Source organism: Paenibacillus campi (assembly GCF_034659835.1).
Taxonomy (GTDB): Bacteria; Bacillota; Bacilli; order Paenibacillales; family Paenibacillaceae; genus Saccharibacillus; species Saccharibacillus campi.
On record NZ_JAXSQZ010000001.1, the window covers coordinates 82,763 to 108,480 of the forward strand.

Genomic DNA, 25,718 nt, shown 5'->3' on the forward strand with positions numbered 1-25,718 from the left:
TCTTTTTCAACCTCCCGCGATCGCCTGCATAATTTGCTGTTGATTCATCTGTTCATCCGTAAGCTCGGTCACTTTGTGACGATCGCGCAAAATGGCGATACGATCGCTAACCCGTACGACTTCTTCCAATTCAGAGGAAATGAACAGAAATGACATGCCTTGACGCGATAGCGAGAGCACCAGCTTCTGAATTTCCGCTTTTGCGCCAATATCGATGCCACGTGTCGGTTCATCGAGAATGAACAATTGCGGCGCTGTTAGTAGCCAGCGAGCGAGCAATACTTTTTGCTGATTGCCACCGCTTAAGTTTTTGATCAGATGTTCCGGATTGCGCGGATTAATATTCAACATCCGAATGTATTCGTCGGCATACTGTTGTTGCTGTTTGCGCGAAATCGTCCGGAAGATGCCTTGCTTAGCTTGCAATGCCAAAATAATATTTTCCCTAACGCTCAAATCGCCGATAATGCCTTCTGTTTTGCGATTTTCCGAGCAAAAAGCGATGCGGTGACCGATCGCTGCGCGTGGCGTTTGCACACCTTGCCCGCCAGCAGCAAACTTTAATGTGCCCGAATCCGGTTTGTCAGCACCGAAAAATAAACGTGCGGTCTCGGTGCGGCCCGAACCAAGCAAACCGGCTAAACCGACAACTTCGCCTTTGCCGATCGTCAGATCGAACGGTTCGATAGCGCCTTTACGACCAAGCCCTTCCGCTTGCACGAGTAGTTCACCGGTAGCGGTATGAGCTTCGGCAAGCTGTGGCAACTGTTCCAGCAAATTCAGCTCTTTGCCGATCATTTTTAATACGAGTTCCAGTCGTGGCAAATCTTTGGCGATATATTCACCGATCAATTCACCGTTACGCAAAATCGTGACCCGATCCGAAATTTCATACATCTGATCCAAAAAATGCGTAACAAACAAAATCGCCAAGCCTTCACGCTTTAACTTTTGAATGACTGTGAAAAGTTGCTGCACTTCATTTTTATCAAGACTGGAAGTCGGCTCGTCCAAAATGAGCACTTTGGCGGAAATATTAAGCGCTCTGGCGATCGCCACTAATTGCTGCACCGCCACCGAATACATAAATAACGGCTCTGTCACATCGATCTGCAAATTTAAACGTTCACGGAGAATATGCTGGGCGCGTTTGTTCATTTCTTTCCATACAATGCGTCCGAATCGTCGTGGCTCTCTGCCGATAAAAATATTTTCAGCCACTGTCAAATTGGGGCATAAATTCACTTCTTGGTACACCGTGCTAATGCCAGCCGCTTGCGATTCGAGCGGACTTTGGATCGAAATCGGTGTGTCTTCCATTTCCACCGTGCCTTCATCGATCGCATAGACGCCGGTCAACACTTTGATCAGCGTCGATTTCCCTGCGCCATTTTCACCCATCAGCGCATGCACTTCACCGGGAAACAGGCGTAGGCTCACATTGTTTAATGCTTTAACACCTGGAAACTGCTTATGAATGTGCTTCATGTGCAGCAACGGTTTTGGCATGTTCATATCCGTGGTCACTCCTTTGGTTGAAGTCAAAAACAAAACACTCCGGCAGCAACCGAGGCGACCGGAGTGGCAACATGAACATCAAACCCGGATTAATAAGCGCGGCTCGGTAAAGCGGCTTTTGCCTGTTCGGAAGTGAATGTCGTTTCTTCCGTTACGATGCGTGGTTGTACCGATTTACCATCAACGACGTCTTTGACGATTTTCATCAATTGCGGGCCGAGCATCGGATTGCATTCAACGATAAAATTAATTTTGCCTTCGCTGGCTGCCTGCATACCGTCTTTGACAGCATCGACGGAGATGATTTTAATGTCCTGCCCTGGTTTCAAGCCAGCCGCTTCAATCGCCTGAATCGCGCCAAGCGCCATATCATCGTTATGCGCATACAATACATCGATATCTTTATTCGCTTTCAAAAATGCCTGCATAACTTCTTTGCCTTTGGCACGGGTGAAATCGCCGGTTTGGGAAGCGATCACTTTCAGATGTGGATTGGTTGCAATCACTTCGGCAAAGCCTGCCATCCGATCATTGGCGGGAGCGGAGCCGGTTGTGCCTTGCAATTCCACGATATTCACATCGTCTTTTGTATCTTTATATTGATCGGTCAGCCATTGACCGGCTTTGCGACCTTCTTCTACAAAGTCGGAGCCGAGGAAAGTGACATATAAGGAAGTGTCTTTGGAATCGACTGCACGGTCTGTCAGCACGACCGGGATTTTGGCATCTTTGGCTTCTTTAAGTACGGTATCCCAACCGGATTCAACTACCGGCGAAAAAGCGATCACATCGACTTTTTGCTGGATAAACGAACGAATCGCTTTAATTTGATTTTCTTGCTTTTGCTGTGCATCGGAGAATTTTAAGTTATACCCAGCTTCTTTGGCGGAATCTTGAATCGATTTGGTGTTGGCGCTGCGCCAGCCGCTTTCTGCACCTACTTGTGAAAAGCCAAGTGTAATATTGCCATCCGCTTTGTTTCCACCTGCTGCATTCGTTGCATCGGTTTGACTGTTGCCACATGCTCCTAGCAATGTTACACATAATGTTAGTGCCAGTGCCGCGCTCATTTTACTGAATTTGTTCATCATTTGTATTCCTCCCCTTTTGTCGTTCGGTATCGTGTAATGCTTGCCCTTATTATAAAGCGCTTACAAAAAGAGAAGATATTGACGCATTTAGTCATTTGCGTTCTTTTTTTTGGTTTTTATCGTTTTGGAGTGGAGATGGTGTGTATTTTTAGTTAAAAAGTGTATACTTTTAGCTAAAAGGTGTAGATTTTTGATAACGCTTTCTTTTTATGTCCGATTAGGCTTCACTTTGTGCATAATTGGAGAAAGGAATGTATTTTGGATAACGATAAGGGACGCTCGATCGCTTCGTAGCCTGTGGGCGAGTTGGCGTTGGCATTTATTTTTATAATGATGAGGTGCGATGATCGATGAAGCTGATCCGTTTGCTATCTTCCAGTTTGAGGATCAAGCTGCTGGTGTTGTTCACCGTTTTAACGACCGTTCCGTTAATGACCGTAGGGATTATTTCCTATCAAAAATCGTATGAATCGATTTCGGAATATAGTAAAGCGGCAAGTATGTTGCAGGCGGATGCATTGGGCAGAAGCATTAACAATCTGTTTGCTGACACCGAGCGATTGCTGGAATTGAGCAACAATCCACAAGTGATTCATTTCTTATTTTCGCAATCCGAAACGTATGAGGAAGCGAAAGGCATTTTGCAAACGTTCGAGCTGTACCGAGATACGTACAAATACGACAATGTGATGAATATAAGTTTTGTTAATTTTTATGGCAAAGGGATCAGCGAACGAAAAGGTGTATTCCAGTCCAATATTAATCCTCTGCGCAATCCACATTTCCAGACACTCACCCAGCATCCGGATACGATTTTGAGAATTCCGCCTTCGATGGCGTCCGATTATGATCATGTCGATGGATTTACGTATCCGCAGGAACAAGTCATTTCTATTATTGCGACGGTGCAACAGCGGATTACGCATGAAGTGATCGGGTTTATGATTATCGATTTGAACGCTTCTTTTATTAAACAACTGGATGATCATAGTCGGATTGGCAAGACCGGATTTTTCAGCATTATCGATCAGACCGGCAATCCGATTTACAAGCTATCAGCGGACAGACAGCAACTAGAGCAGCTTGCGCTCGCCAATTTGCCTGCTGCCGCACAAACGGGCAGCGATAGCTTTGTCGTCTATCCTGAAGGGCAACCGTGGTTTGTCGTCTTTACGTCTTCGCTGACGACAGGCTGGAAAATTATCGGTCTGGCGCCGCTACAGGAAATCGTGTCCGAAGCGGAGCGAATTCGGCAACTGATTATTTTTAGCGTGCTGCTTAGCATTTTATTTGTCATTATTATTCATTTCTTTTTGACATACAGGCTCACACAGCCGATTCAGTTGCTCAAACATAAGATGCGGCTAACCGCAGAAGGATATCTGGAAGCTAAAGTAAACCCGGTCGGCAATGATGAAATTTCCGATCTCGGTCAAAGTTTTAATATTATGGTGGAAAAAATCAAAGAGCTGCTAAAACAGAGCATTTTAAAACAGCAATTGTTGCAAAAAGCAGAGCTGCGTACATTGCAAGCGCAAATTAATCCACATTTTCTGTACAATACGCTTGATTCGATCGTCTGGATGGCTGAAGCGGGCAAAGGGGAAAGTGTCATCCAACTGGTCAAAGCGTTATCGCAATTTTTCCGACTGAGCTTGAACAAAGGCAGAGATTGGGTGACGATTCGTACCGAACTCGCCCATGCGCGCAGTTATTTGATCATTCAACAAATGAGGTATCGGGACATCCTAGCCTACGAGCTGCAAGTAGCTGAGGAGCTGCAAGAGTATCCGATTTTAAATATGACATTGCAACCGTTGATCGAAAATGCGATCTACCACGGCATCAAAAACAAACGCGGCAAAGGCATGATTACGATTAGCGGGTATGAGGAAAACGATGCTGTCGTCGTGCTGACCGTTACTGATAATGGGGTAGGCATTACACCTGAACGGCTTGCTTTTTTGCGCAGTGAGTTGGATCATCCCGCACGTACTGAAGATGATGATTCATATGAAGGCGGATTCGGATTGTTGAATGTGCATCAGCGCTTGCGTCTGTATTTTGGCGAGCAATACGGTGTGCAATTAAACAGTGTAGTAGGAGAATGGACGGAAATTTCGATTCGTATTCCGCAGAACAGGAGGTTTGAAAGATGAAAAAAATCATACTCGTTGATGATGAAATTTTGATCCGTGAATCGATCCGCGAGCGTATTGATTGGGAAAATGAACGGTTTCACTATTGCGGTGATGCTGCGGATGGTGAATTGGCATTGCCGCTCATTGAGCAGCATCTGCCTGACATTGTCATTACCGATATTAAAATGCCGTTTATGGACGGGCTTGAGCTATGTGCGGTCGTGCGCCAGCGCTTTCCGCATATTAAAGTGATTATTTTGAGCGGGCATGACGATTTTCATTATGTCCAAACCGCTTTGCGGCTTGGGGCAACGGATTATTGCTTAAAGCCGTTTAGCGCTGCCGATCTGCTGCAATTGCTGCGCACGGTAAGCGACCGGATTGATCAGGAAGAAAACGCCAAAAAATGCGAACACTATACGGCGGAAAAGCTGTTTGCCGATCTGTGCGGTGGGCTGGTCAATACGGTTACCGCGCTCAAAGTTGCCGATCAATTAAAACTGCCGTTGATGACTTCCCATTATGCGGTGGCGATTCTCACATTATGCTCCACCGATCTGACGAAACCCGAGCTTGATCCGGCTTCGTGTTGGGAAGCAGGACGATGGGTCGATGGGCGCTTAAGCGAGCAGATCGATTGTTTTATGTATAAACGTAGCCGCACGGATACCGTATTGATCCTCAAAGGGAAACAGGCGGAAGACGTATGCGCGCCTTTGCACCTATTGGTGAATGAACTGCAACTCGTCTTAAACGCCCAATTTAACTGCGAACTGACCGTTTCGTTAGGCAGTGTACAAGAGCGGCTACAAGGAATCCATCGCTCTTATGTAGAGGCGGAAGCGCAGCAGATGGCGAGCAAGCTGTCCCGGCAACATAAAGCCGCTTATATGCAGACCACGTTCGATTCATCCTATGAAACGGTGCTGCTCGATCGTAACGGATTGCTTGATTTTCTCAAGCTTGGTTCCCCGCAAGCCGCGCCGGACTTTATGCTCACATTCACTGCCGGGCTGGACAATATGAATTGGGATTCGCCATATGCGTATTATTTGCTGCATCATTTAACGCTGGAAATGGTCGCTGCTGCCAAACAAAATTTCCAGACGAGCCGCAGTACAGAGGACGTCATGGCTGAGCTGCAACAGCAGCTCAAACGAATTGCCAGCCGTGACGAGTGCCAGCACTATTTGCTCCAGTTACTGACGCAATTATGGGAGTGGCGGCAAGCCGGTGCGGATAAATACGGCGAGCTGATCGACAAAGCGAAACTGTACATCCGTCAGCATTATGGCGATGATCAGCTATCACTATATGAAGTGTCCAAGCAACTGGCAGTCAGTTCCAGTCATCTTAGCAAAATTTTCAGCCAGGAAACCGGGCAAACGATGACCGATTATTTAACGTTGCTGCGTATCGGCAAAGCGAAAGAATTGCTAAAAATGACGCGGCACAAAACGTTTGAAATCGCGTTTCAGGTCGGGTATAAAGACCCGCACTATTTCTCCAATTTGTTCAAAAAGATTACAGGCTTAACCCCTACCGAATATCGCAAACATAATGTTGCCCATCATGAGCAAGTGACGGCGGAAGGGAAGCGGCAATGAGCAAGCGGCTTGTTCTGGTCATTAGACTGTTGCCGCTACTGCTAAGCTTTGTTGTCCTGGTCGCATGCGACAGCAGCAATGGTGCAACTAACCCGCCCAATTTAAAAGAAACCGCATCTGTTACTGGACAAAGCGAGCGCGCGCCGCTTGTGTTTGGCATTATTTATCCAACCGTCAATCCGACCTATGAAACAATTACCGAAAATCTGGAAACTGCCAGCACCGGTCATAACATTAAACTGCTTATTCAAGCACCAGATGAAGCCAATTTGGAACAGCAAATCCGCATGATGGAGATGATGATCAAACAAAAGGTCGCCGGCATCGCGATCGATCCTGTCGATTCGGCGGCGCTTGTGCAAGTGATTAACAAAGCGGTTTCCAAAGGCATTCCGGTCGTCTGCTTTGAATCCGATTCCCCGGATAGCAACCGGATCGCTTTTATCGGTGCCGACAATTACGCAACCGGTGTGCGCATCGGACAAGCGGTCAGCAAGTTACTAGATGGTCAAGGTATGGTCATTGTCGAGTCCGGCATGCCGCATATGTTAGGGCTAAGTCAGCGCATGGACGGGCTACAAGCGTATTTGAAGCGCCATACGACGATCGATATATTGCAGATCAGCTACAATGATGGCAGCGAGCAGCAGGCAACACGGCAGTTGGAGCAGATGATTAGCGCACACCCGCATTTTAGCGCATTGCTTAATCTTGATCCGGTATCCAGTTCCAGCTCTATCCTCGTCTGGAAAGCCAAAGGCTTGCAAAAATACAATATCGCATTCGGTCTCACACCAGCCGTCCAACAATCGTTAATTAACGGACAGATTACCCGCATCATCTCCCAAAATGAACAACAGTGGGGCGCATCGATCATTCATACACTGCTTGCTATCACTAACGGTCAAACGGTGCCACAGTTTGTGAATACCGGTATTACAGAGCTTGGTGAATGACGCACTGGATCACCACATCGAACAGCGGTCAGCAAAGCTTGTCCTTTACAAAGATAAGCTTTTTGTCATAAGCCATTTTTCCGACAATGATGTAAACAGCAATCGGGCGAGATCGTAATCATGGACAAAGAGGAGTATAATGAGAAGGCTTGATTTGCTGTCAGATCGTTAGCTCAATTCAAGTGCTTACATATTCAACAGACACCAAAGGAGAATTGCGATGAATACATTTACAACGATGCTAGCCAAATATGCCCGTCTAGTCGTACAGATCGGGGTTAATATTCAGCCCGGACAAGTGCTGATCGTCAATGCACCACTAGAAACTGCCGAGCTGACACGTTTAATCGTGGCGGAAGCGTACGATGCAGGCGCACGTTATGTGATCGTCGATTGGGATGATGAGGCGATTACGCGCATTCGTTATGAACATGCGGCAGACGATACATTTGACTATTATCCGACATGGCAGGCGGAGATGATGGAGAAGTTTGCGGCAGAGGGCGGAGCGATTTTACGTATTAAAGTGCCGAATCCGGAGCTGTTTAACGGAATCGAGTCGTGGAAAGTGTCCAAGTCGGTCAAAGCAGCCGCAATCGCCAATGAAAAATACAGCGACTACACCCGCAATAGCCGTATCAGCTGGGCGCTTGTCAAAGCACCAACAACGGCTTGGGCAAACAAAGTGTATGCCGATCTGCCGGAACAAGAGCGCATTCCGGCGATGTGGGATGCGATTCTTATGATGAATCGTGTCACACCGGACAATGATCCGGTTGCCGACTGGCGCGCACATGTGGAACGTCTGCAAGCTGTGCAACAACGCCTGAACAGCAAACGGTACAAAAGCTTGCACTACCGCGCACCAGGCACCGATCTACGCGTCGAACTGCCGCAAGGTCATCTGTGGAAAAGCGCAGGCGGTCCGAATGCGGACGGCACGTATTTTATCGCCAATATGCCGACTGAAGAAGTGTATTCGATGCCACACCGTAACGGAGTGAACGGTACAGTAACAAGCACGATGCCGCTAAATTTGAACGGACGGCTAGTAGAAGGCATCACACTCACCTTTAGCGAAGGCAAAGTGACCGCCTATGATGCGGTATCCGGACTGGAACATCTGACCTCACTGCTGGAAACGGATGAAGGCGCCATGCATCTCGGTGAAGTGGCGCTTGTACCGCATGATTCACCGATCTCGAATTTAAACCGCATTTTCTATAACACCGGCATCGATGAAAATGCCTCCTGCCACTTTGCACTTGGCAGCGCCTACCCGACCAATCTGGCAGGCGGCACCGAGATGAGCAAAGAGCAACTACTAGAACATGGAGCCAACGTCAGCCTCACCCATGTAGACTTTATGGTCGGCTCCGCACAACTGGACATCGACGGCGAATTGCCAGACGGCACGTTAGAACCTGTATTCCGCAAAGGGAATTGGGCGTAACAAAGCTGCAATGCTGACCACTGTAAAGATAATAAAAAAGATAACAGTGTTAAAAAAGAAGCTGTCCTATTCCGATCGGTAGCTTCTTTTTTACATCTATTTTAACTAAATAATAAATTTTTTTACAAACCGACTCTAATTTTTACCCTTTTACAAACAGGTATCTGTCATCAACAACCGAACTACTACACTGTGACAAGAGCCACAGGCGATAACAACCACTTGATTACTCCCCCCCTCTATAGGCTAGCATATGTATACAAACTCGTATGTTGCAAGCAGCACTTCACTCTCCCCGCCCATACAATTTAGCGCTAAGCGCCATGAAAGGAAAGGTGATTTCACCCATGAGCTACCAAAATCCAGCACTCCCATTGCAGGAGCGAGTCCAGCACCTGCTAACCGAGATGACGACAGACGAGAAAATCGGACAACTAATCCAACCATTTGGCTGGAAAATGTTTACGAAAAATGAAGATGGCAGCATCACATTGACTGAAACGTTTAAGCAAGATGTGCGTGCCGGACGAATCGGAGCACTGTATGCAGCGCTGCGTGCCGATCCGTGGACAGAAGTGACATTGGAAACAGGACTGTCCCCGCGTGAAGGGGCGCAAGCGCTCAATACGATTCAGCGCTATGCGATGGAACATTCACGGCTCGGCATTCCGATCTTATTCGGTGAAGAATGCTCGCATGGACATATGGCGATCGGAGCGACCGTGTATCCGGTGCCACTGTTGACGGCAAGTACATGGAATCCAGCGCTGTATGAACGCATGTGTGCGGCGGTTGCGCTGGAAACGCGCAGTCAGGGCGGTGTTGCCGCCTATTCGCCAGTGCTCGACATCGTGCGTGATCCACGCTGGGGACGGACGGAGGAAACGTATGGCGAAGACCCGTATTTGGCGGCAGAGCTGGCGGTAGCGGCGGTGCGCGGTTTGCAAGGAAACTCGCTCGCTGCGCCGGATCGTGTAAGCGCGACGCTCAAACATTTTGCCGGATATGGAGCGTCAGAAGGAGGGCGCAATGGTGCGCCTGTACATATAGGTTTGCGTGAGTTGCATGAAGTTGATCTGTTGCCGTTTCGTAAAGCGGTGGAAGCTGGCGCTGCATCGGTTATGACCGCGTATAACGAAATCGACGGTGTGCCATGTACGTCGAACGATTATTTGCTAGATGATGTGCTGCGCAAGCAATGGGGATTTGACGGTATGGTCATTACCGATGCCAGTGCGATGAATATGCTCATGCAAGATCATGGGCATAATGTGGTGGAGACGGGCGAGCAGGCGACTGCAATCGCACTGGCGGCAGGTATTGATCTGGAAATGTCGGGTTATATGTTCAGCCTCTATTTGCCGACCGCTTTGCAGCAGGGGCTAGTTAGTATGGAGCAGCTTGATGTGGCGGTAGGGCGTGTACTGGATATGAAATTTCGGCTTGGTTTGTTTGACCAGCCATATGTTGATCCGAATAGGGCGGAACAGGTCATTCATTCGCAGGCACATATCGAGCTGGCACGTGAGATTGCACGTGAAGGTATCATTTTGCTGAAAAATGAGGCGGAGCTGTTGCCGCTAAACGTTACCGCTTCCGGGCGTATCGCTGTCATTGGGCCGAATGCAAACAAGCCGTACAACCAGCTTGGCGATTATACGTCACCACAGCCTGCTGGCAAAATAGTAACGCCACTGGAAGGCATCCGCGCGCGGCTAGCAGCGGCAGGGCAGGCGGAGCGGCTGCTGTATGCGCCGGGTTGCCGGATTAAAGATGGTTCGCTGGAAGGCATCGCCTATGCGCTTGAAGTCGCTGCGCAGGCGGAGACGATCGTGCTTGTGCTGGGCGGGTCGAGTGCGCGTGATTTTGGCGCAGGCACGATCGATCTGCGTACCGGGCAATCGCTTGTACATGCATCCGAGCAAAGCGATATGGAGAGCGGTGAAGGGATCGATCGAGTTGATCTAACACTTACAGGAGCACAGATGGAGCTATTTCGCCAGTTGCAAAAGCTGAGCAAGCCGATTGTAGTCGTGTATATTAACGGTCGTCCGGTCATTGCGCCGGACATTGACGAGCATGCCGGAGCGATTATCGAGGCATGGTATCCGGGGCAGGAAGGCGGACATGCGCTCGCGGAAATTTTGTTTGGTGATGTAAACCCTTCCGGTCGGCTGACATTATCGGTGCCACGTCATGTTGGTCAGTTGCCGCTATATTATAATGCCCGTGCTACACGTGGCAAACGCTATTTGGAAATGGAGCTGACCCCTGCGTATCCGTTCGGTTATGGGCTAAGTTATACGAGCTTTAGTTATGCTGCACCGACCGTGCAACCTGCTGCTGTTGATGATGCCCGCATCGCTGCACCGGGAGCGGCAGGTTATACGGATGTGCTGACTGAAGTTAGCGTACAAATAACGAATACAGGCACATGTGCCGGGCATGAGGTCGTGCAATTGTACGTAACCGATGTCGTTGCTTCCCTGACCCGTCCTGTGAAAGAACTGAAAGGCTTCCGCAAAATTTATCTTCAGCCTGGCGAAACGCAAACGGTCACCTTTCCAATTACCGCCGAGCATTTGGAAATGGTGAATCGCAAGCTGGAACGCGTCGTAGAACCCGGACAATTTCGCATACAGATCGGCAGTCATGCAGCGGATGGACAGACGGTTTCGTTTAGTGTAAACGCTTCGCATTGACGGCTGTCCTACCGCTCCAGCGGCGTCATTACAGCAAAGTGCATATCGCACATATCCGCTCATATCTCACATATTGTACATCCAACAACGGTATAGCATAATGCCGTTAAGTTGAATGACACAAGTGGCTCATATGTTGGTAATCCACCTGATAATAAGTAAAAGGAGGCTCATATCGTTATGCATCGGATACAGCGATTTCTCAAACATTTAGTTGAAGCACAATGGCTAGAGCAGATCGAACTGGAGCAGTGGACGATTGAACAGGCACGCTATGTGACTGTAGGGCATTATGAAATATTGTCTCCACGCACGGTCAGCGACCGGACGCTCCAAGGCACCCACGGCATCACGTATAAACTGGAAACGAATGTGACGATTCCGCCAGCGTGGAGCCAGCAAGCGGTCGCGATTTTGTTTGATGCTGGTGGTGGGGAAGGATTAATGCAGCTCAATGGTGAGCATTATCATGGGCTGGATCGGAATCATACATTTGTCCCGCTGCGCACGAGCCATATCGGACAGCCGCTTACGATTGAAATCGAGCTATACGACCCGATCCCTGAGCCGCATGATCCGCTGAATGGACAGCCGGAATTTGTCGCACCACTGGTCGGTTTTACCGCCAGTATCGTGCGTGTAAATGCCAGTCTGCGCAGCTTAATGCACAGTGTTCGTCTGTTGACCGATGCGGCGCAGCGTTTGCCGGAAGGGGAATTGCGGCGTAGTGAGATCGTGCGGGCACTGGAAGAATGTATGCACACAGCATATGATTTGCCGCAAGCGTCATGGCAAATTGAACAACCGTGGGCACAGCTACAGCAATTGTTGCGCGAACGTGTCGGTCAGTATGCACCGACTGCCGACACGAACGGACGTATGATTATGGTCGGGCAATCGCATATCGATATCGCCTGGCTATGGCCGATTCGGGAAACGGTGCGCAAGACGAGCCGTACCTTTTCCACGATGTGTACGCTGCTGGAACAGTATCCTGAATTTGTATATACACAGAGCCAACCGCAACTGTTTGCTTATGTAAAAGAGCATTACCCAGAGCTGTATGCCAAAATAAAACAATACGTCGCGCAAGGGCGCTGGGAACTGGTCGGTGGTATGTGGGTGGAACCGGATTTGAACATTCCGAGCGGTGAATCGCTGGCACGGCAGCTATTGTATGGACAGCGATTTTATCGGGCGGAATTTCAGCAGACTTCATCGATCGAGTGGTTGCCGGATACGTTTGGTTATGCGGCATCATTGCCGCAGTTGCTGCGACAGGCGGAAATCGATTATTTTATGACAACTAAATTGAATTGGAATGATACGAATGTGTTCCCGTACGATCTGTTTCAATGGGTCGGGATCGATGGCACACCGGTATTGTCTTATTTGAATCACGGTGTTAACGAGTCGACGACGGTCAAAGATATCGCTGAACATTGGCAATCGTTTCGGCAAAAAGACATTCATCCCGAGCAAATGTTATTGTACGGACACGGCGATGGCGGCGGTGGGGTGACCGAGCGGATGGTGGAATATGTGCAGCATGCCGAATGGATGATCGGTCAACCGCAAGCCGAGTTTGGCACGGCAAAGCAATTTTTCGACCATGTGCAGCAATGTGAATATGAGCTGCCCATCTGGCGTGGTGATCTGTATTTGGAGCTGCATCGTGGCACGTATACGACGCAAGCGTGGAACAAACGTTATAACCGTAAAGCGGAAATATTGTATCGTGAAGCTGAAGTTTGGGAGCGACTTGCTCAATTGCAGCTTGGCACTAGCAGTTTGGCGACGACAGATACGGGCGTTGATCCCGATCATATAGCTATAGCAAAAAGTAATCATACGGCGCATAGCAAACCGATTGCGACGACCGTTGAGCAGGCAAACGATGACAGTGCTATCCCTATCGATCAATTGTCTACTCTGACCACGGCACAGCCGTACACCGTCTCCGGTCAGGCAGCCGCGCACAATCAGCAGGCAGCGTCATATTCCGTCAGCCCACTATTGCTGCATCGCGCTAAAGATGCCGATCAACAGCCGATCACAGCCGAACTGTTTAAACAAGGCTGGCTCGGCATTATGTTGAATCAATTTCACGATATCGTGCCTGGCTCAGCGATTCATGAAGTATATCGCACATCGGATGTGGAATATGCGGAAATATTGCGCATCGGGCAAGCTGCCCTAGATCAGGCGCTACATGTATGGACAGAATCGATTGCACACACTTATTTGCATAAGCATTCGGATGGGAATGCACAGGCAGGCACGGCTTATATCGTCTTTAACAGTTTCGGCTGGGAGCGCGGCGACTGGGTCGAAATTCGCGGTGGTGATGAGCTGCATGGGCTGGCTGCTTTTGATGAGCATGGACAGGCGTTGGCTAGCGATGTGATCGTATTGGAGCTTGCCGAGCCGCAACCAGAGCCGAATCCAGTGCCATTCACACCGTTAGGCATTGCGCTCCCGAAATTGCCCGGCTTTACTACATGGACGGATTCATTAGCATCGAAGCAAACAGGCGCATATGATGTTAATAACAATAACAATAACAATAACAATAACAATACCAATACCAATACCAATAACAGTACCAGCATCAGCACTAATGCCAAAGCAAAGCCGGATGAGTTCGATCGGACAGCAGGCAATGTGGCTAACGATTCGTCCGCTGATCAGTCTATAGCTAATCGAGCGAGAATGGATTCGTCTGCGATCGATTCAGCGGCTGAACCTGCTTTTACACTTCGTATCCATGTGCCATCGATTCCAGCATTTGGCTATACGATCATCTGGTTGCGGGAGGCGGATCATATTGAAAGGAGCGCTCTGCCTTTGCATGAGTATGAGCATGCTGACGATGTATGCAGCCCGGCGGATATCGTGCTCGGTGCAGCGGTGCCGACGGTGTGGGAAACACCGTTTTATACGATTCGTTTTAATGAGCAAGGAGAGCTGGAATCGCTCTATGACAAGCAATATGCACGTGAAGTGTTCAAGCCGGGTCATGCTGGAAATACATTTGGTTATTATCATGATCGCCCAACGCTGTGGGATGCGTGGGATATCGATCCGCAGTTTGCGGCGCAGTCGGCAGGACGTGCCCATTTGCTCTTTTCCCAAGTAGTTATGCGCGGGCGTACCGGCGACATATTGCGGTTTCGCTGGGAAGTGGGCGCTTCAATCATTACGCAAGATATGTATTTGTATACGGCTCATCGTCGGATCGATTTCCGTACGACTGTAGATTGGCAGGAAAGTCATAAGCTGTTGAAAGTGAATTTTCCGGTTGAGCTGGTGGCAGAGCAGGCGACGTATGAAATTCCGTTTGGCGCATTGGAGCGCATGATGCACAATAACACTTCATGGGAACGCGCCCAGTTTGAAGTGTGCGGACATCGCTGGGCGGATGTGTCGGAAGGTGACTACGGTGTTAGCCTGCTGAACGATTGCAAATACGGTTATGATATTAAAGATGGGCATATGCGTTTATCGCTGCTACGTGCACCGAAATGGCCGGATCATGCAGCAGACATCGGTATGCATGAGTTTACGTATGCACTGCTGCCGCATGGCGGTAATTGGCGCGATGCCCATACGGTGCGCGCCGCGGCTGAGTTAAACCAGCCAGTGCCAGTGCGGTCGATGGTGAATGATTCGGCGCTCACGCCCAATATTGCAAATATTCATAATGCTATCCATACTCCAAACGCTGCAAATACTCCAAACGCTCAACATGCTCACCTAGCGTTCCAGTCCGCTTCTGTTGCAAGCACATATGGCGTTTCACTGCTGCATTATGACAGCCGTCATGTCGTGCTGGATACGATCAAGCCTGTTGAAGATGGAGACGGTACTATATTCCGGCTGTACGAATCGTCCGGCAGTCGAGGTAAAGCGGTACTGGCGATTGTGTCCGCAAACGGTCAGCATCTAGACGGACAATGGCTGCTGACCAATCTGCTGGAAGATGAGCAGCAACATTTGCCAGCTCAAGCGGGACGATTGGAACTTATATTCAAACCGTATGAGATCAAAACGCTAAAATGGAAAGGCAGTGAATCCATATGACCCAAAATATGGCGAGCATTACGATGACATCGTTTGAGCTACCCGATGCGGTCAAAGCGGTGCTCGAAGAAGCGGAACGTCGCCTTCAGCACCGCCCTAGATTGGCACAGCAGTTTCGTAACTGTTTTCCGAACACATTGGAAACGACGACCAAGCTGCTCGGTGATGGGACGACATTTGTCATTACCGGTGATATTCCAGCGCTATGGCTGCGTGATTCGGTAGAGCAATTGATGCATTATGTGCCGCTTTGTCGTGACGATGAGTCATTGCAGCGCATCATTAGCGGTTTGATCCGGCGGCATCTGTTTTATTTGTCAATCGATCCGTATGCGAATGCGTTTAACGAAACCGCCAATGATTGGCATTGGGACCCTGCCGATGAAACCGAGATGGGAGCATGGGTATGGGAGCGCAAATTCGAGCTGGATTCGCTCTGTTTTACGGTACGACTGGCGTATCATTATTGGAAAACGAGCGGCAAGACAGACATTTTTGATGGTGGCTTTAAACAAGGGCTGCGTACGATTTACGAGCTATGGCGGACAGAGCAGCGCCATATGGAGCAATCGCCGTACCGTTTTACCCGTCGTCATTGTCCGGCGACCGATACGATTCGTAATCGCGGCTTGGGCATGCCGGTTAATTACACCGGTATGATCTGGTCGGGCTTTCGTCCAAGCGATGATGCGTGTGAGCTGCATTACAATATTCCGGCAAATCTGTTTGTGATCGTCTGTCTGCGCCAGATGCAGGAGATAGTGCGGTTTGTGTATCGTGATCTTGAATTTGCCGCAGAGCTGGCGGAAATGGAAGCCGAAGTGCAGCACGGAATTGAGCTATATGGTATGTACCGTCATCCCGAATATGGGCTAATTTATGCGTACGAAACGGACGGATTTGGCAACTATTGCCTGATGGATGATGCCGGTACACCGAGTTTATTGTCGCTGCCGTATTTTGGCTATTGTGCGCCAGATGATCCGCTGTACGTGCGGACGCGCCGTTTTATTTTGAGTACGGAAAATCCATTTTATGTGGAAGGCAAGGCGGCGAGTGGGATCGGTAGCCCACATACACCACCACAATACGTCTGGCATATGGGTTTGTCGCTGCAAGGTTTAACCGCATCTAGCGATGAGGAAATGCTGGCGATGATCGCTATGTTGGAAGCGACCGATGCGGATACCGGTTATATGCACGAAGGCTTTCACGCGGATGATCCGTATACGTTTACCCGTCCGTGGTTTGCCTGGTCGAATAGCCTGTTCTCCAATTTAGTCTATACGGCACTGCAAAAAGGGCTATTGGACGCGTGATCGTCTGCGTACACATCCATATCCATATCCACCAATGTTCCAGCTAATCGCAATATGTTACCGAACAAAAATAATCCATAGTCTGTAATCCTTGTAAAACAGCTACTAAATGAATGCGCACAGGGAGGTCATACGATGAGCGAACAGCAGGTGACAGCGCAGCAACAGCAGCAGCTCGACAAGCTGTTGGAAGTACAGGATGGAGTTCATCATTATAGCAGTGAACAATCATGGGTGAAACCGGAAGACCCGTATTTGCTGGAACGTCTGGAATGGTTTAAAGATCAGAAGCTTGGACTGATGATGCACTGGGGTCCTTACGCTCAGCTCGGTGTAGTGGAGTCATGGGCACTAAGCGATGACGATGGCGATTGGTCGCGTGATGGCATCGACTGGCAGCCTGATCCGCAGCAGCTTAAGCGTGAATATTTTGGCTTAAATCGTACCTTTAATCCGCTCCGCTTCCAACCGGACGTATGGGCAGCGCTGGCGAAAGCAAGCGGCTTTCGCTATTTGAACTTTACAACTAAGCATCATGATGGGTTCTGTATGTGGGATACACATACGACGGATTACCGAATTACCGGCAAGGATACGCCTTTTCACCAGCATCGTTATGCGGATATTGTAGGCAATCTGTTTGCCGCCTTCCGGCAACAGGGACTGGCGATCTCGGCTTACTTTTCCAAAGCAGACTGGCATACGCCATATTACTGGACAGACGGAATGGAGCGTAGCGATCATAGCTGGCGCGGACCGAGCTACGATCCGCATCAATATCCGTGGTTATGGGAGCAATTTGTTCAGTTTACCCATAACCAGATCGAGGAGCTGTTAACCCGATACGGACGGGTCGATGTGCTGTGGCTGGATGCAGGCTGGGTTCGTCCCGGTAAAGGCGGTCAAGATATTCGATTGGGCGAAATTGTCGAGCGGATGCGGGAGCAGCAACCGTGGTTGCTCGCTGCCGACCGTACCGTAGGCGGTGCGTACGAAAATATCGTCACACCAGAACAGACCGTACCTCAGCATGCGATGGCGATTCCGTGGGAAAGCTGCGTTACGATGGGCACCTCATTTTCGTTTCGGTATGAAGACGAATACAAATCGGTACGCGAGCTTATTCACCTGCTGCTGGAAATCGTAGCCAAAGGCGGTAATTTGGCACTAAACGTAGGTCCCCAACCAGACGGTCGCTTACCTGCCGGAGCGATTGCACGGATGAAAGGAATGGGGACTTGGCTGCATATTTATGGGGAAGCCGTATATGGAACACGTAGCTGTGCACCTGCTTATACCAATCACTGGGCATTTACGCAACGAGCCGCGGAACGATATGTATATGCCAGCTATCTGTATGCTAGTGAGCACACACCTGTACCATCGCTGCATCTGATTCCGTATGAGGGTGAAGTACAGTCGATTGATCTGTTAGGTGAAGAAGTACGAACTCATCTAACGTTCCGCCAGACCGAGCGAGGATTTGAAGTAGAGTTACCAATCGCAGCTATAACCGCAACAGAAGCGCCGATCGCGCATGTGTTTCGTTTGCATACGAGCTGAGCTTCTTCAAAACAGTGTTGGCTGAAACATATGCTGTATAAGCAGTATGGCAGTAGACGTATAAATGTATAAGTATGGAGTGTACAGTAAAGCTAACGGTTTCCTAATGATTGCAACGGGTGCGAAGGGATTCACGATTTCAGTGTGAAAACGTATTTTCCTGTGCAAATCTATCGACCATACAGCAATCCCAAATCAGCCTGACTATAGGCTGATTTTTTGGTTATCGTTATTTCCAGCTCATGATAGGAGCGACAATAATTAGCATCATGCTGAATAGCCCGGTACGTTGTGCACATTAAATCGTATTTTTAAAGATGTACTGCTATTGCTACGTACCGCAGTGGTCGGTGCTCCAACTCGCCAGGTTTGCGTACACGCGCTAAATAAAATAGTGCACGTTAATTGTAAAATGGCATCCTTGTTCTGATCGGATCGGCATTCGCGTCTTTCGGCAAACATTGCAGTTGCAGCGGTATATGGCGCATCCCCTGGTGGTGCTATTTTGCCAAACGCATCGTTTGTGATACATTAATAAACAGATAAAGTAGCGGCTGATCGCACGCGAACAGGAATGAGGGGATTAATGAATATGGCTGTCGATGAGAATTATCAACGCAAGCTGGAAGAACAGAAGCGTCTATTCAAGCAGCTGGGCATCAAGTTTGATTCACTTACGATTCATGAGAAAGATTTTCCGACCAAAATGCGCGGTTATTCGCAAGAGGAAGTCGATTTTTTCCTTGATGATATCATTCAAGATTACGAGCGCTTTTACAAAATCATTACCGACTTGCTGGATAAATACAATGAATTGCAACGCCGCCAAACGTATGAGAAAGAGCGCGCTTCACTGGAACGCGAGCGTGCTGCCGCCGAGCAGGAGCGAGCATTTGCCCGTGCGCGTGCGCTTGAAAGTGGCGTCGATCGCGCTGTCGTAACCGAGGCAATTACCAGTTTGGAGCGTACGATCGCCCAGATGAAAGCGCGCCTTGATGAGCCGCGAGATCATCACTACTAAGTCAGCGATGCCGCAATTCATTGCGCATAGTACAAAACGTTTATCCATTCCATATGCAGCAACCGTAGCAACGATAACTAAACAGGACGGCTACCTTTCAATTGTGCTTTGAAGGGTAACCGTCCTATTTAGTTTATTGCCATAACAATAGAAATAACGATAGTAATACTAACAGCGCAGCAATATGAAATGATTACCGCTATGCGTTCAGCGCTCGCCAATCGTCCGTTTAACGCAAAGAAAGCACATGCTGCAACTTCGAAGCATATTCGTTTAGTGCGTTATAACTTTTTAAAAATTCAAGCATCGCTCGTATGAGACCAGAGCGTCGTTCCATACGGGTAATTTCTTCTTCAAGCGAGCTGAGCACTTGCCATAATTCGGTTCGTTCATCTTCCGCGATGTCAAGACTAGGTAGCGTCCGTTTGATGCCAAGCAGCAACTCATGGATTAAAATTCCTTGAAATACCGGGCTTTGCTCAATCCGATCGGGTGACATGTCTACATTTTGCCAATTCCAGATCGGCTGATACTGAACCTGAATCATATTGGTGACCATCTGATCGACTAGTCGCGTTAACATTTGGCTTAATTGATCAATTGAAATTTGCGGTTTAATGCCAATGATCGGCAGAAACATAAACTGCATCAACAGCGCACGCACCATAAAAATAATATCATACACATACGGATCAACCTCTGACCCATAAATCCGGTTTAGACAGTCGGTACACCACTGGTTCGTGTTGTATTCGACTTGCAGGCAAGCGTGCAATAGCTTCTCATTTTGCAAAATGCTTTTGTCATGCAATGACACCATAATCGAATGGATTTTACTTTCCATCACATTGTTTAGCTGCAATTCAATAAAGCTGCTCAAACGTTGTTCCGGAGACTGATCGGTAGCGGCGTATAGCCGTTCGATCATTTCGCCAATAACGCGACCGTGCTCGACGATCGTAGCAACGAGTACATCTTCTTTACTTTGGAAAAATTTATAAAACGAAGCCTTAGCCATACCGCTTTCTTTGGCGATCTCGTCTACTGAGGTTGCGGTATATCCTTTTTCAGAGAAAAGCCGCACCGCCGCTTCGATAATATACTGTTCTTTTGTTTTCAAGGGCGCGTCCTCCTGGCTTTGTACGGCATCCACTGGCGCAGCGATATAACGATGCGCTACAGCCTGATTTCGTAATGAAAATGGAGCAAACGGACAATAATCTGCCCATTTGCTCGCTAAATAAATCCGTACTTCGTATTATGCCTGTTATGTGCCATAGATGCAATCTGAATCCGCGCCTATAACAGGCGGATAGGAGGCTGTTCATAACGATATCGTATACGATTAGCGTTTTGCAGCGGCATGTATGCAGACCGTAACATCATTTTGCAGCAGCTATTATCATTGCTCTGGAAAAGCGTGCATGTATACTTTATCCTGACTGCTTTGGAGAAGCATGCGTGCACATCATTCCTCACTGCTTTGGAGAAGTGTGCATGTACACGCTATTCTCACAGTTTTGGAGAAGCGTTCAACTTATCCAGTCTTTTTTGCTTACGTTCACTTTTGCGTGCTTGTCGCTTTTCTTTCCAACGTGCCACAACCATATACAGCGATGGCACGACGAACAATGTCAAAACAGTGGAGAAAATCAATCCAAAAATAATGACCACACCGAGCGGACGGAACAGCAGCTCACCGATCGTAGCGATCGGAATCATACCGACAATCGCCGTCAGCGATGTGAGCAAAATCGGGCGGAAACGGGCGGAAGCAGCTTGAATGACCGCTTCTTTTAATTCCATACCTTCATGGCGCGCATCTTCGATAAATTCGATCAATACAATCCCGTTACGCACGACGATCCCCGCCAGCGCGATAATGCCCATCACTGACATAAAGCCAATCGGTGTGCGTGTCAGGAACAGTCCGAGAATACCGCCTGCTGCTGCCAAATAGACCGTCGTCATAATGATAAGCGGAATTGAGAGCGAGTAGAACTGAATAACGATCAAGATGAAGATTAAGAACACCGCCACGACAAACAGCTTGCCCAAATCACCGAATGTATCCGATTGGTTAGACGTTTCGCCACCAATCTCATACGTATACCCTTCCGGAAAATTAATCTGTTGCAGTTTTGGCGTAATATCCTGCATCACTTCAGTCGCTGTACGACCGTTCACATCCGCTTCGATCGTATTCACACGCTGCAAATTGTAGCGATTGATCTGCTGGATCGTAAATGTCGGCTTTAAGCTTACTAGTTGCGATAACGGAATTTGTGTACCTGCCGAATTGGTCACATTGACCTGTTGCAGCAGTGTCGTTGGACTGACCGTTTGTGAGCCTTTCATATACAGCTTCATATTGATCAAATCTTCGCCATTATCGAAGTTACCGACGCTCATACCGCTACCCATCATAAGTAGCGTTTGCGTCAGATTGGCATACGTCACTTTGTAACGATCCATCGCTTGTTTGTTAACGACAAAATCAAGTGCATAATTATCGATACCCATACTGTCACTAATGCCGTATGTGCCAGGCGTATCACCGATAATTTGTTTGATTTGGTTTGACAATGAACGGATTTCCTCGATATTATCGCCGAGCACGCGGATCGATACCGCTTTACCGACCGATACGCCGACCGCTGTACCGCTTACGGTCGTCTGGATACCTGGATAGTCTTTATCCAGTTGATCTGCCCAGCGATCGGTCGTTTGTTTCACATTCATCCCGTGTTGACCGGTAATAAGAATTTGTCCGACACTGGAACCGCTGCCGGACAGCACGCTCAAGTTAGTGAACAATTGCGGTGCTGCACCGCCGGAAGCATAGGCCATATTTTCGACTTCAGGCTGCTTTTTCAGCCATGCTGCCATACCGTGTACGATTTTATCCGTTTCTTCCAGCGATGTACCAGAAGGCATCTGCACATTGACCGTAATTTGCGGGTCTTCGGAAGTCGGGAACAGCTCAATCGGTGTAAAAGCAGCTAAGCCGTAAGCGAATGTGCTGACGATCAGACCGATCAAGGCGACGAGCAGCGGTCGTTTTAGCACTTTAGGCATTAAGCGATGCGCATAGCCGTTGCTGACCGCTTGGATTTGTTTGCCAAGCAGACCGGCAGGGCGATCTTTGCTACGGCGTCCACGCTCGATTTGACGAATTTCGTACCATTCACGGAAAATAGGAATGATCGTCAGCGACATGATCATCGAGGCAAGCATACAGAGCGAAATGATCGTCGGAATCGGTCGGATAAATGAACCCATATCGCCTTGCAACACCATCAGTGGTAGGAAGGCGGAAATCGTAGCGAGTGTCGCAGTAATGATCGAGACGGCAACTTCCTTCGTCCCGTTCAAGGCGGCATCGGTCGGATTCTCACCTAATGTCGATAGCCTTCGCTCAATATTGTCGTTGACGACGACCGCATCATCGACGAGTATACCGAGTACGATAATAAGACCGACAATCGTAATCTGATTGAGCGTAATCCCAAGCCCAGGCAAAAAGATCAGACCGATCGCAATCGAGATCGGAATCGCCAGCGCGACAAAGCCAGCAGTCAGCCAGTTCATGCCGAGCGTACAGATCAAAATAACGGCTGCGATCGCGATAAACATCTCCCGAATCAGATCACCAAAAATGCGGTTTACTTCATCATTTTGGGCAAACAGCGAGACGATTTGCACATTGGACGGCAATGTTTTTTTCAGCATATTCATCTTCGCTGTCAAACGTTCATTCATCGTTGGCACGTCCGAACCGGTCTGGCTGCTAACATCGAGCGAGATCGACGGAACACCGTTGTAGTAGCTTAAGTACGCTTCGTTTTCTTTGGTCAATTCCACATCTGCGACATCTTTCAAATAGACAGGAATACCGGCTTCCGTTTGGGAAACGACGATATTTTTTAACGTAGTATAATCGGTCGTTTTATCAACGGTCAGCTCGTAATTACGATCCTGGTAAGTGATATTACCGGTTGGCACACGATTGTTTTCCGATTGGATCGCCTGTCTGACCGTCTCCCAGGAAATTCCGTATTGTTGCAGCTTTGCCATATTGGCATCGATGCGTACTTGCTGATCGGGAATTCCTTTAATATCGACATTCGTAATGCCTGGCACCGAGCGCAATTGATCACGCCATGTGTTCATCAGATCGCTTAGTGCATAGATGTCTTGTTTTGTTTTGCCGTAAATGGCGAATGACTGTACAAACGTCTGGGTCAGATTATCATTAACCGTCGGTTTGTCGGCATCGGCAGGCAACTCCGCTTGCGCATCTTCTACCTTACGACGGAGCTCATTCCATGTATCTTTGGCATTGGCATTATCTTCTGCCTGTACGGTAATGGAGGAGATGCCGTTACCGGATGTGGACGCGATCGTTTTGAGATCGGTCACCTCTTTGATCTTCTGTTCCAGCACCTCGGTAACGGTCTGTTCCATCAGCTCCGGGCTGGCACCGGCGTACGTTGTCGTGACGATCGCGGTTTTGATCACGACGTCCGGCATTAGTTGTTTGGGCATCTGCCCGAGCTGTACGAGTCCGAACAAAATCAGCATAACGAAAAACAGTAATGTGATTTTGCGTTTTTGGACAAAATATTTAATCATTGGCGCTTGCCCCACCGTTTGTACCGGTTGAAGCTGCACCCGACTGGGCATTGCCATTCGTACTTTGGGCTTTGTTCGCGGCAGCTTCACTTACCTTCAGATCATCACCATTAAACAGACGGTCGGCACCGCGTGTTACGATTTTGTCGCCAACTTTGAGACCATCGGTTACTTCATAATTGTTATTGTATAAACTGCCCAGCTTGACCGTTGTTTGTACCGCCTTATTGTTGACGACTTTGAATACATAAGGCGCATTGCCAGAGCTGACGACGGATTGCGCTGGTACGAGCAGCCCTGTTTTGGAAGAAGACTGACGCGAAGCGCTCACAACTTGACCTGGCTTCCAATCCAGCTGCGGATTGCTGATGGCGACTTCAACGCTAATCGAACCTGTATTGGCGTTCGTTTGAGGATAGAGACGGGTAACTTGACCGGTACGCACTTCGTCATACAAGCTAATGCTCACTTGCTGACCTGTGCGCCATTGGCTAATCTCACTGTCTGGTACAGGCAGCAGCACTTTCAGGCGATTGATTTCACCGATCGTGAACATCTCTGTGCCTGCGCTTACCGTTTGCCCGTCGGAAATCGCTTTGGTCAAAATTGTACCGGAAGCAGGAGCCGGCAAGCCTGCACGCGTCAAATTCAGCTGAGCGGTATCACGCGAAATGACCGCCTGGTCATAACTTGCCTGCGCTTGTTCGACTCCGGCGTTTGCTTGCTCGACTGCCGCATTCGCTTGAGCTACGCTTGCTCGTGCATTTTCAATTCCAACCTGTGCTTGTTTGACTGCCGCCGCTGCCGAAGCGCGATCTGAATTTTTGGCACCGGCGAGTGTGAGGGAAAGCTGTTCTTGCGCATCTTTGAGACCAGCTGTTGCATTTTCAAGTGTCGTTTGTGCCTGTTCGTTTTCTTGCTGGGTAAGTAAGCCGTTATCGAATAGCGTTTGAGCGCGGGTGGCAGCGGTTTTGGCTTGATTGTAGGCAATCTGTGCTTTGCTGACCGCATTTTCCGCTTGCGCGCGTTCCTGTGGACGTGCACCATCCAATACGCCTTGCTGACTCGCCTGTGCGCTTTCCAATTGCGCGCTTGCGGAAGCGACACCAGCGGCAGCAGCTTGTTGACCTGCACGCGCATTCGTAAGCGATGCTTTAGCGCTCGACAATGAAGCGGCAGCAGCAGCAATCGATTGCGTTGCATTTTCCACTTGCAGCTGCAAATCGGCAGTGTCCAGCCTTGCCAGTACAGTCCCTTTATTGACACGATCTCCCACATCAGCGTTAACGGCAGCTACCGTTCCATTAATGCGGAAAGATACCGGTGTTTGATCATAAGCGGCAAGTGTACCGGACAGATCATAAACTGCATCGAGCGGCTGCTCTTTGATCGTCGTTACTTCGACGGTAGTCGTTGCCGGTGCTACTGCCGCATTGTTTGCTGTCGAACAAGCCGTTAGGCTTCCAGCAAGCAATAGTGCCGTAATAGCCAAAGGCCAACTGCGTTTCATCGTATGGTGTCCCCCTTTAAACTCTCCAGTTTATTTTATACTCTCTAGTTCATGGCTGAATTATAAAATTAATTCAGACTACTTGTCAATTGTAACAATCTGCCACTAAACTGTACTCA

Annotated in this window: 14 protein-coding genes; 9 read left to right on the top strand and 5 right to left on the bottom strand. The window is 48.7% G+C overall.

From position 1 onward, the window contains the following. Window positions 1–6: 6 nt before the first annotated feature. Together U1I11_RS00310 and U1I11_RS00315 are read right to left on the bottom strand one after the other, a co-directional pair. On the bottom strand, window positions 7–1,515 hold the full coding sequence (locus tag U1I11_RS00310) for a sugar ABC transporter ATP-binding protein (RefSeq protein ID WP_322902865.1): 1,509 nt from the start codon (window positions 1,513–1,515) through the stop codon (window positions 7–9). 92 nt (window positions 1,516–1,607) lie between these two features. Further along, entirely contained in the window at window positions 1,608–2,609 is a 1,002-nt protein-coding gene (locus U1I11_RS00315) for an ABC transporter substrate-binding protein (RefSeq protein WP_322902866.1), read from the bottom strand. Window positions 2,610–2,959: 350 nt separating this feature from the next. On the opposite strand from U1I11_RS00315, the gene U1I11_RS00320 reads away from it, so the two are divergent. From U1I11_RS00320 to U1I11_RS00360, 9 genes are all read left to right on the top strand, one after another. After that, a complete protein-coding gene (locus U1I11_RS00320; RefSeq protein ID WP_322902868.1) occupies window positions 2,960–4,768 on the top strand; it encodes a sensor histidine kinase in 1,809 nt (602 codons plus the stop codon). After that, window positions 4,765–6,357, top strand: coding sequence for a response regulator (locus tag U1I11_RS00325; RefSeq protein ID WP_322902870.1), 1,593 nt, complete (start codon window positions 4,765–4,767; stop codon window positions 6,355–6,357). Before U1I11_RS00320 ends, U1I11_RS00325 begins: the two co-directional genes overlap by 4 nt. Then, entirely contained in the window at window positions 6,354–7,313 is a 960-nt protein-coding gene (locus U1I11_RS00330; RefSeq protein WP_322902872.1) for a sugar ABC transporter substrate-binding protein, read from the top strand. The genes U1I11_RS00325 and U1I11_RS00330 overlap by 4 nt, the downstream gene beginning before the upstream one ends. A gap of 220 nt (window positions 7,314–7,533) precedes the next feature. Beyond that, complete coding sequence (locus tag U1I11_RS00335) at window positions 7,534–8,766, top strand: aminopeptidase (RefSeq protein WP_322902874.1); 1,233 nt, start codon at window positions 7,534–7,536, stop codon at window positions 8,764–8,766. Between the two features lie 347 nt (window positions 8,767–9,113). Then, window positions 9,114–11,468 (top strand): glycoside hydrolase family 3 N-terminal domain-containing protein, encoded by a 2,355-nt coding sequence (locus U1I11_RS00340; RefSeq protein ID WP_322902875.1) that lies wholly within the window; start codon window positions 9,114–9,116, stop codon window positions 11,466–11,468. A gap of 180 nt (window positions 11,469–11,648) precedes the next feature. After that, window positions 11,649–15,551, top strand: a complete 3,903-nt coding sequence (locus U1I11_RS00345) for an alpha-mannosidase (RefSeq protein WP_322902877.1) — start codon at window positions 11,649–11,651, stop codon at window positions 15,549–15,551. Next, window positions 15,548–16,870, top strand: coding sequence for a glycoside hydrolase family 125 protein (locus U1I11_RS00350; protein WP_322902878.1), 1,323 nt, complete (start codon window positions 15,548–15,550; stop codon window positions 16,868–16,870). Before U1I11_RS00345 ends, U1I11_RS00350 begins: the two co-directional genes overlap by 4 nt. Window positions 16,871–17,005: 135 nt before the next feature. Next, entirely contained in the window at window positions 17,006–18,433 is a 1,428-nt protein-coding gene (locus U1I11_RS00355; RefSeq protein ID WP_322902879.1) for an alpha-L-fucosidase, read from the top strand. Between the two features lie 592 nt (window positions 18,434–19,025). Continuing rightward, entirely contained in the window at window positions 19,026–19,454 is a 429-nt protein-coding gene (locus tag U1I11_RS00360) for a DivIVA domain-containing protein (protein ID WP_322902881.1), read from the top strand. A gap of 229 nt (window positions 19,455–19,683) precedes the next feature. Here U1I11_RS00360 and U1I11_RS00365 read toward each other — a convergent pair whose 3' ends face one another. The 3 genes from U1I11_RS00365 to U1I11_RS00375 all read right to left on the bottom strand — a co-directional run bounded on the left by U1I11_RS00365 (window position 19,684) and on the right by U1I11_RS00375 (window position 25,599). Continuing rightward, window positions 19,684–20,574 (bottom strand): TetR/AcrR family transcriptional regulator, encoded by an 891-nt coding sequence (locus U1I11_RS00365; RefSeq protein ID WP_322902883.1) that lies wholly within the window; start codon window positions 20,572–20,574, stop codon window positions 19,684–19,686. Between the two features lie 392 nt (window positions 20,575–20,966). Continuing rightward, entirely contained in the window at window positions 20,967–24,089 is a 3,123-nt protein-coding gene (locus U1I11_RS00370; protein WP_322902885.1) for an efflux RND transporter permease subunit, read from the bottom strand. Further along, the gene (locus tag U1I11_RS00375; RefSeq protein ID WP_322902886.1) at window positions 24,082–25,599 is read right to left on the bottom strand and encodes an efflux RND transporter periplasmic adaptor subunit; all 1,518 of its coding nucleotides are present in this window, start codon (window positions 25,597–25,599) and stop codon (window positions 24,082–24,084) included. Before U1I11_RS00375 ends, U1I11_RS00370 begins: the two co-directional genes overlap by 8 nt. Between the last annotated feature and the right edge of the window lie 119 nt (window positions 25,600–25,718).